This window comes from Nocardia niwae NBRC 108934 = DSM 45340 (assembly GCF_001613465.1).
In the GTDB taxonomy this organism is placed as follows: Bacteria; Actinomycetota; Actinomycetes; order Mycobacteriales; family Mycobacteriaceae; genus Nocardia; species Nocardia niwae.
In genome coordinates, this window is record NZ_BDCK01000038.1 from 124,590 (window position 1) to 134,434 (window position 9,845).

Here is a 9,845-nt window from a genome sequence, read left to right on the forward strand (position 1 = left end):
GTGCACACTGAAACCATGGCCCAGTTCTCCCGCGCGACCCAGGAGTGGTTCGACGGCGCGTTCCCCGCGCCGACCTCCGCTCAGCTCGGGGCCTGGAAGGCGATCGCGGCGGGCGAGCACACGCTGGTCGTCGCGCCCACCGGCTCCGGCAAGACGCTCTCGGCGTTCCTCTGGGCGATCGACCGGCTGGCGACGCGGGAGCAGCGGCCCGAGCGGGCGGGCACCTCGGTGCTGTACGTGTCCCCGCTCAAGGCGCTCGCGGTGGATGTGGAGCGCAATCTGCGGGCGCCGCTGGTCGGCGTCACGCAAACCGCCAAGCGCCTGGGCCTGGAACCGCCGGAGATCACCGTCGGGGTCCGTTCCGGCGACACCAGCGCGGCCGATCGGCGGTCCATGCTGCGCACCCCGCCGGACATCCTGATCACCACGCCCGAATCGTTGTTCCTCATGCTGACCTCGGCCGCCCGGGAGACGCTACGAGACGTGGGCACGGTGATCGTGGACGAGGTGCACGCGATCGCCGGTTCCAAGCGCGGAGCGCATCTGGCGCTGTCGCTGGCCCGGCTCGATCTGCTGACCGAGCGGCCCGCCCAGCGCATCGGGCTGTCGGCGACCGTGCGGCCGCCGGAGGAGGTCGGGCGCTTCCTGGTCGGCAACGCTCCGATCACCCTGGTCGCGCCCCCCGCGCCGAAGACATTCGACCTCTCGGTGCGCGTGCCGGTGGCGGACATGACCGAGCCGGGCGATTCCGACCAGCCGGGATCGATCTGGCCGCACGTGGACGAGGCGATCGTCGATCTGATACTGGAGCACCGGTCCTCGATCGTGTTCGCGAACTCCCGCAGGCTGGCCGAGCGGCTCACCGCCCGGCTCAACGAGGCCTACGCGGCCCGCCTCGGCGAGCCCGTGGAGATCGAGCACAAGCCGCCCGCTCAGCTCGGCCCGTCCACCGAGGTGATCCACGGCGCCGGCGCCCTGCTGGCGCGCGCGCATCACGGCTCGGTCAGCAAGGAGCAGCGGGCGCTGATCGAGGACGATCTCAAGAGCGGGCGGCTGCGCTGCGTCGTCGCGACCAGCAGTCTGGAACTCGGCATCGACATGGGCGCGGTGGACCTGGTGGTCCAGGTGGAGGCGCCGCCCTCGGTAGCCAGCGGGTTGCAGCGGATCGGGCGGGCCGGGCATCAGGTCGGGGAGATCTCTCGCGGCGTGATCTTCCCGAAGCACCGCACCGACGTCATCCACTGCGCGGTGGCCTCGCAGCGGATGACCGCCGGGCAGATCGAAGCGATTCAGATCCCGGCGCACCCGCTGGACATCCTCGCGCAGCAGACCGTCGCCGCGTGCGCGCTGGACCCGATCGACGTCGACGTATGGTTCGACATCGTGCGCGGCACCGGCAGTTACGCGGCGCTGCCGCGCTCGGCCTACGAGTCGGTGCTCGACCTGCTCTCCGGGCGGTATCCGTCCGACGAGTTCGCCGAGTTGCGTCCCCGGCTGGTCTGGGATCGCGACGCGGGCACGCTCACCGGCCGGCCCGGCGCGCAACGGCTGGCCGTGACCTCGGGCGGTGCGATACCCGATCGCGGCATGTTCGCGGTGTACATGGTGGGCGAGAAGGCGTCCCGGGTCGGCGAGCTCGATGAGGAGATGGTCTACGAATCCAGGGTCGGCGACGTGTTCGCGCTCGGGGCGACGAGCTGGCGGATCGAGGAGATCACCTTCGATCGGGTACTGGTGACGCCCGCGTTCGGGCAGCCTGGGCGTTTGCCGTTCTGGCACGGCGACGGGCTCGGGCGGCCCGCCGAACTGGGCGCGGCGCTCGGCGAGTTCGTGCGCACGGTCGCGCAGGATCGTGCCGCCGGAAAGACGGCACGGCGCGAGGCGAGCGCATCGCCGAGCGCGCCGAAATCGCGGGCGCGCGCCGACGGCGCCGGGCCGGCAGGGCGCGCGTCGCGAGGCGAACTCGGCGCGTCCACCGTTCCGAGGTCGGACCACGTCGCGGAGCTCATGCGTTCCGCCGGTCTCGACGACAACGCGACCGCCAATCTGCTCATGCTGCTGGACGAACAGCACACGGCGACCGGGCATCTGCCCACCGACCGCACCCTCGTGGTGGAGCGGTTCCGCGACGAGCTCGGCGACTGGCGGCTGGTACTGCACTCCCCCTACGGCCTCCCGGTGCACGCTCCGTGGGCGCTCGCCGTCGGCGCTCGGCTGCGGGAGCGGTTCGGCGTGGACGCCGCGCCGAACGCCTCCGACGACGGCATCGTCGTGCGGCTGCCCGACACCACCGACGATCCGCCAGGCGCCGAACTGTTCGTCTTCGAGTCCGACGAGATCGATGACCTCGTCACCGAGCAGGTGGGCGGCTCGGCGCTGTTCGCCTCCCGGTTCCGTGAATGCGCGGCGCGCGCGTTGCTGCTGCCGCGCCGCGACCCGGGCAAACGCGCCCCGCTGTGGCAGCAGCGGCAGCGCTCGGCCCAGTTGCTCGACGTGGCGCGCAAATTCCCCGAGTTCCCGATCCTGCTGGAGACGGTGCGCGAATGCCTGCGCGACGTCTACGACCTGCCGTCGCTGCGTGACCTGCTCGGCCGGGTGGGGCGGCGTCAGATCCGGCTGGTCGAGGTGGAGACGGCGACGCCGTCACCGTTCGCCAACGCTTTGCTGTTCGACTACATCGGGCAGTTCATGTACGACGGCGACAGCCCGTTGGCCGAGCGGCGCGCCGCCGCGCTCTCGCTCGATTCCGGGCTGCTCGCCGAACTGCTGGGCCGGGTCGAGCTGCGCGAACTGCTCGACGCCGCGGTCATGGAGCAAACCGAGCGGGAACTGCAACGGCTCACCCCCGAGCGGCGCGCACGGGACGCCGAGGGCTTGGCGGATCTGCTGCGGCTGCTGGGGCCGCTCACCGCCGCCGAAGCCGCCGAGCGCTGCGCGGCCGACCCCACCGCATGGTTCGACAGCCTGGTGGCCGCACGGCGGGCGCTCGAGGTGTCGTTCGCGGGTCGCAGCTGGTGGGTCGCGGTGGAGGACGCGGCCCGGCTGCGCGACGCGCTCGGGGTTCCGCTGCCGATCGGTACGCCCTCGGCGTTCATCGAGCCGGTGGCCGACCCGCTCGGCGATCTGGTCGGCCGCTACGCCCGCACGCACGGGCCGTTCGCCACCGAGGCTGTGGCGGCCCGGTTCGGGCTGGGCACCGCGGTCGCCGCGACCGCCCTGCATCGGCTGGCCGCCGAGAAACGAGTGGTGGAGGGTGAATTCACCCCTGGAGCGGCCGGGTCGGAATGGTGTGACGCGCAGGTGCTGCGCCGGTTGCGCCGCCGCTCGCTCGCTGCCGCACGGCACGAGGTCGAGCCCGTCGCGACCGCCGCGTTCGGACGTTTCCTCCCGGCCTGGCAGCACGTCGGCGGCGGCGAGCTGCGCGGTGTCGACGGGGTCGCGGCCGTCGTGGAACAACTGGCGGGCGTGCCGATTCCGGCCTCCGCCTGGGAATCGCTCATCCTGCCCGCGCGGGTGCCCGACTACACCCCCGCCATGCTCGACGAGCTCATGGCGACCGGCGAGGTGATCTGGTCCGGGCACGGCGCCATCACCGCCAAGGACGGCTGGATCGCTCTGCATCCGGCCGAACAGGCGCCGTTCACCCTGGCCCCGCCGGACGAGATCGACCTCACGGACGTCCAGCTGCGCCTGCTCACCGCGCTGGGCGCGACCTTCGTGCCATGGACGCCGCCCGCTCCCGTGGAGGCCGTGCGAGCTCCCGTGCCGTTGGACGAGCCGGACCCGCCCGCAGGCAGCGCGATCGACGGGCGCGGCCCGAACGGGCGATCCGCCACAGCAGCCGGTCATTCCGGCGCCGCTGCTCAGACCGGGTCCGTGCCGGACAACGGCGGACGTTCACCGCTCGACGCGACCGATCCGAAGTCTCCGATGACGGGCGCGCCCGCCGAACGACTGATACCCGTGCCGCAGGGCGGCGGCGCGTACTTCTTCCGGCAACTGTCGGACGCCACCGGCCTGCTCGACGACGCCGCGGTGTCCTCCGCCCTCTGGGAATTGGTCTGGGCGGGAATGGTTTCCGGTGACACGTTCGCGCCCGTGCGAGCGCTGCTGTCGGGCACGACCCGGACCACCACAGCCCATCGCACGCCCCGGCGCGCGCCGCGGGGGCGCGCCTACCTACCCCGGCCGAGCATGCCCACCCGATCCGGTCCGCCCTCGGTCGCCGGACGATGGTCGCTGCTACCGGAGCGGGTGTCGGACAACACCGTGCGCGCGCACGCGACCGCGGATCTGCTTCTGGAGCGGTACGGGGTACTGACCAGGGGCTCGGTGCAGAACGAGGGCGTACCGGGTGGGTTCGCGCTGATGTACCGGGTGCTCACCGAGTTCGAGGATCGCGGTCGTTGCCGCCGCGGCTACTTCGTCGACTCGCTCGGCGGCGCCCAGTTCTCCACCACCGACGTGGTGGACCGGTTGCGTTCCTTCGACGCCGAACGCGCCCGTCCCGAGTCCAGGCAGCCGACCGGCTCGGTGCTGGCGCTGGCCGCGTCCGATCCCGCGAATCCGTACGGCGCCGCGCTGGCCTGGCCGAAGAGCGACGTCGAGGGTGGTCACCGCCCGGGCCGCAAGGCCGGGGCGGTGGTCGTGCTGGTCGACGGCGAACTGGTCCTGTATCTGGAACGGGGCGGCAAGACCCTGCTCACCTTCACCGAGGACCCGGACGCGCGCCGGGCCGCCGCCGCAGCGCTGGCCGACCTGGTCCGGCGCCGCCGGGTCGACTCGCTGGTCATCGACCGCGTGAACGGAGACACCGTGCACGGCAATACTTTCGCTGATTTCCTCACCGAAGCGGGCTTCTCCGCCACCCCGCGCGGACTCCGTCTCCGGAGCCGTCCGTGAGCACCAGGCGGTGGACCGGCCGTGACTCGTTCGGCTCGTTCGATGGTCCCGTCAGCGCATCGGGGTCGCATGCCCGAGGGTGACACCGTCTTCCTGGCCGCCGAACGGCTCCGCGCCGCGTTGGCGGGAAAGGAACTGACGCGCAGCGATTTCCGGGTGCCGCGCTATGCGACGGTCGATCTGCGCGGGCAGACGGTCGAAAGCGTCGGCAGTTACGGGAAGCACCTTTTCATCCGCACGCCCACCGTGAGCGTGCATACGCACCTGAAGATGGAGGGCAGCTGGCGCGTGTTCCACTGCGGACAGCGCTGGACCAGACCGCGTGTGGCCGCACGGGTTGTGTTGAGCACCGCCGACGTCGAGGCTGTCGGATTCTCGCTCGGCACTGTCGAGGTGGTGCGGGTGCGCGACGAGCACCGCGTCGTAGACCATCTCGGACCCGACCTGCTCGGGCCGGAGTGGGATGCGGCCGAAGCCGTCCGGCGGCTGGAGCGGTATCCGGATCAACCCATCGGCGTGGCCCTGCTCGACCAGCGCAATCTGGCCGGCATCGGCAACGTCTTCCGCAGCGAGGTCTGTTTCCTGCGCCGCGTGCACCCCGCCACCAGGGTGGGAGACGTTCCCGACCTGCTGGCGATGGTCAACGAGGCACACCGCATCCTGACCGAAGCGGTCCAGCGGCCCCCGCGACGGCCGCTGGCCTACGGCCGCACGCACCGCCCGTGCCAGCGCTGCGGCACGCCGCTGGTCGCCGACCTGCTCGGCGACACGGCACCGGATTACGACCGCGTGGTCCAGCGCGAACGCGGCATCTTCTTCTGTCCGCACTGCCAGCCCGCGCCGGTGGACTGATCGCGGGACAGAGCGAGAAACCTTTCCGCCCTTGACGAGTGCTTCCCGGCCACTTAACTTACAACTTGCCAGTTAGACGGGAGGGCACCATGAGCGACCCACGGCGATACGTGGTGATCGGCGGCGGCCTGGCCGGGCTCGCCTCGGCGGTCTGGCTGGCGGAGGCAGGCAAGCAGGTCACTCTGCTGGAGCGCCGGGGTCAGCTGGGCGGACGCACCCACGCCATGCGGGCCGAAGCGGTGGACGATCCACCGGACAACGGCCAGCACGTGATCGCCAGTGGATACGACCACCTGTTCCGCTATCTCACCAGCGTCGGTACACGGCAATACATCGCCTTCCCGCACGGCGCCACGCTGCGCTGGCCGGACGGGCGCAGCGTCACGATGCGCACCAAAGGAATCGGCGCGCTGCGCACGCTGTTCGGCGCGCATCCCGACGCGAATCCGCTGGAGCGCGTGCGCGCGGCGATCGCCACCGTCCGGCTCGGCCGGCAGTGCCTGAACCAGCCCGCCGACCTGCCCGGCCTCACCACCGAGCAATGGTTCGACCGGGTCGGCATGCCCGCCAAAGCGCGTGAGGCACTGTGGGACTGGCTGGCGCTGGGCATCGCGGCCGAACCCGTGCAGCAGGAATCCGCGAAGGTGTTCGCCGATGTGATGGCCACCGGCATCCGGCTGGGTCTGCGGCACCGGCGAGCCGTCGGCATCGGTTATCCCACCACCGACCTGGACACGTTGTATGTCACCGGCGCGCTGCGCGTCTTCGAGAAATACGGCGTGCGAGTGCGCTACCGGGCCGTTGCCCGCCGCATCCACATCGCCGACGGCAGGGTCACCGGCGTCGCACTGGCCGACGGCACCACCATCCCGGCGGACGCCGTGGTGTGCGCGGTGCCCAACTCCAATATCGGCGGCCTGCTCGACGACCTGCCCGAACACGCCGAGATCTACGCGGCCGCGGACAAACTCGGATACACGCCGATCGTCAGCACCAACCTCTACCTCGACCGCCCCCTGGGCACCACGGCCGAATTCGAGGCCCTGATCGGCGGCACCGGCGTCATCGACGAGGTCTTCGATCGCCAGCGGATGACCGGACGCAGCACCGCGAAGGCGTGGCTGTACTGCCTGACCACCAGCGGCGCCTACGAGCAGATCCACAAGTCCAGCGACGAGATCGTCGCAGAGCAGATGGCGCTGCTGCGCCGCTACTATCCGGCGGCGCATGCGGCGAACGTGGTGCAGGCGCAGGTGGTGCGTATGCCGAAGGCCACCTTCTCGCAGGTCGTCGGCACCCATGCGTTGCGACCGGCGCAGCGGACCTCGGTGCCCAGCTTGGTGCTCGCGGGCGACTGGACCGCGACCGACTGGTCGGCGACGATGGAAAGCGCGGTGCAGAGCGCCGCGCGGGCGGTCGATCTCCTGCTCGAGCTACCTTCGTCTGCGTGACCACGGATCGCTCCACGGCCGAGCGCGGGACCACCGAACCGGCGCGGCCCAAGCGCCGGATGTCCGCCGCAGACCGCCGTACCCAACTGCTGGACGTGGCGCGTGACATCGTGGCCACCGAAGGCTTCGGCGCGGTGAGCATCGATCGGGTGGCGCGCGAGGCGCGGGTCGCCCGCGCGCTGGTGTACCAGCAGTTCACCGACCTGTCCGGCCTGACGTCGGCGCTGCTGGATCGCGAGTCGGCCATCGCGTTCGCGGGTATGCGCAGCGTGGACTGGGACCACGGTGACATGGACCGCGTCGGCCGGGGCATCCTCGCCTACCTGCACGCCGCGCCGACGAGCTGGCGCATAATCCTCAGTCCGTTCGACGGCGGGCCGCCCGAGTTGCGCGAGCGGCTCGCGCTCGGCCGCGCCTACGCCCGCGCGATCGGCGCGCGGCATCTGTCCCGCTATCTCGGGGTCACCGTGGACCCCAACGGTCCTACAGAGCGAATCCTGTTGGCTGCCATGGAGGAATTGGCTCGCCTGCATCTCGTCGATCCGGTCGAGTACCCGGATGAGCTGGTGCTGCGCTACCTGCGCTCACTGGTCGACTGGGCGATGCGCGTCGAAACGCCCGCCGGCCGGTGCTGATGGGCTCGGTCGCGCCTCAGCTCTCGGACGGCACCGGTTCCAGGATCTCCGGCCGGGGCTCGGGGGCCGCGATCCGCAGAGCATCGGCGGAGGCGTCGTCCGGTTGGGTCTGCGAGTGGATCTCCGCGTCGACCCGCGCCTGATAGGTCCGTACCTCCCGATCGATCTCCTCTTCGTCCCAGCCCAGGATGGGCGCGACCAGCTGAGCCACCTGCTCGGCGCAGTTGCTGCCGCGATGCGGATACTCGATCGAGATCCGGGTCCGCCGGGCGAGGATGTCGTCGAGATGCAGCGCGCCCTCGGCCGCCGCCGCGTATACCGCCTCCACCTGCAGATAGGACGGGGCGTCCGTAATAGGTTGCAACAGTTCGGGTTTGTCCTCGGCGAAGGCCATCACGTCCGCGATGAGCGAGCCGTACCGGTCCAGCAGGTGCTTGACCCGGTAGGGGTGCACCCCGTAGGTCTCGGCCAGCTGCACCGTCTGGTTGACCAGCGCGAAATACCCGTCGGCGCCGAGCAGCGGCACCTTCTCCGTGATCGACGGCGAGACCCGGGCCGGAATGTCCTGCGCCGCTTCGTCCACCGCGTCCAGGGCCATCACGCGATAGGTGGTGTACTTTCCGCCCGCGATGCCGACCAGGCCCGGCGCGACCCGGGCCACAGCATGCTCGCGCGACAGCTTGGAGGTCTCGTCGCTCTCCCCGGCCAGCAGCGGGCGCAGGCCCGCGTACACGCCGTCGATGTCGCCGGGCGTCAGCGGCGTGACCAGTACCTCGTTCACCCGTTCCAGCAGGTAGTCGATATCGGCCTTGGTCGCGGCGGGATGCGCGAGGTCCAGATTCCACTCGGTGTCGGTGGTGCCGACGATCCAGTGCGCGCCCCACGGGATGACGAACAGCACCGAGGTCGCGGTACGCAGGATGATCGCGGTGTCGCTGACGATCCGGTCGCGCGGCACCACGATGTGCACCCCTTTGGAGGCGCGCACGTGGAACCGGCCGCGCTGATGCGACAGGGCCTGCACCTCGTCGGTCCACACGCCGGTCGCGTTGATCACCACATGGCCCAGGACCTCGCCGTTACGCCCGTCCTCGGTGTCGCGCACCTTCACGCCGATCACCCGGTCCGCCTCCCGCACGAACCCCACGACCTGGGTGGACGTGCGGATCACCGCGCCGTAGTGCGCGGCCGTGCGCGCCACCGTCATGGTGTGGCGCGCGTCGTCGACGACTGTGTCGTAGTAGCTGACACCGCCGATCAACGAGTCGCGCCGCAACCCCGGCGCCAGCCGCAATGCACCCGCGCGACTCAGATGCCGTTGACCGGGAACGCTTTTGGATCCACCCATGGTGTCGTAGAGGACGAGGCCCGCGGCCACGTACGGACGCTCCCACACGCGATTGGTCAGCGGGTACAGAAACCGCAGCGGCTTGACCAGGTGCGGCGCCAGGGTGGACAACGTGAGCTCGCGTTCCCGCAGCGCCTCCCGCACCAGGCCGAACTCCAGCTGTTCGAGGTACCGCAGTCCACCGTGGAACATCTTCGACGACCGGCTGGAAGTCCCGGACGCGAAATCGCGGGCCTCGACCAAGGCGACCTGCAAACCCCTCGTCGCCGCGTCCAGTGCGATGCCCGCCCCGACCACGCCACCGCCGACGACGACCACATCGAAATGATCCTTGCCGAAGCGCTCCCAGGCCGCCCTGCGCTGCTCCGGCCCGAGCAACTGCGGTTCCGGTTTGTTGGCCATGCTCGACTCCTCCAGCCGACGCGGATGTGTCCGATCGAGCGTTCAGGTCCAGGCTAGGCGAACCGCCGCGGATCGACCGCCCGCGCCCGAGTCCGTGTCGCCACCACCTACTCGCCGGTAACAAGACCACACTAACCGAGCCGCGAGACATCCTCACCGCCCAGTGAGGCACCCGACACCGCCCGCGATCAGCGAGCCGCGACAGCGACGCACCCAGCGCACCGCAACCCCCGGTTTCGAGCGAAGCGAGAACGA

General features: G+C 70.8%; 5 protein-coding genes. 4 read left to right on the forward strand and 1 reads right to left on the reverse strand.

Features of this window, described 5'->3' with window-relative positions:
* The first annotated feature begins 15 nt into the window (after nt 1–15).
* The 4 genes from NNI01S_RS33885 to NNI01S_RS26725 all read left to right on the forward strand — a co-directional run bounded on the left by NNI01S_RS33885 (nt 16) and on the right by NNI01S_RS26725 (nt 7,840).
* Nucleotides 16–4,902, forward strand: coding sequence for an ATP-dependent helicase (locus NNI01S_RS33885; RefSeq protein WP_063023093.1), 4,887 nt, complete (start codon nt 16–18; stop codon nt 4,900–4,902).
* Nucleotides 4,903–4,971: 69 nt separating this feature from the next.
* Entirely contained in the window at nt 4,972–5,754 is a 783-nt protein-coding gene (locus NNI01S_RS26715; protein WP_063023095.1) for a DNA-formamidopyrimidine glycosylase family protein, read from the forward strand.
* Nucleotides 5,755–5,843: 89 nt separating this feature from the next.
* Complete coding sequence (hpnE, locus tag NNI01S_RS26720) at nt 5,844–7,205, forward strand: hydroxysqualene dehydroxylase HpnE (protein WP_063023097.1); 1,362 nt, start codon at nt 5,844–5,846, stop codon at nt 7,203–7,205.
* Nucleotides 7,206–7,264: 59 nt separating this feature from the next.
* Nucleotides 7,265–7,840 carry a TetR/AcrR family transcriptional regulator gene (locus NNI01S_RS26725; RefSeq protein ID WP_063023130.1) on the forward strand — a complete coding sequence of 192 codons (576 nt, stop codon included), beginning with the start codon at nt 7,265–7,267 and terminating at the stop codon, nt 7,838–7,840.
* Nucleotides 7,841–7,856: 16 nt separating this feature from the next.
* Here the strand turns inward: NNI01S_RS26725 and NNI01S_RS26730 are convergent, their stop codons facing one another.
* Nucleotides 7,857–9,590: a glycerol-3-phosphate dehydrogenase/oxidase gene (locus NNI01S_RS26730; RefSeq protein ID WP_063023099.1), complete on the reverse strand. Its 1,734-nt coding sequence runs from the start codon at nt 9,588–9,590 to the stop codon at nt 7,857–7,859.
* Nucleotides 9,591–9,845: the final 255 nt, after the last annotated feature.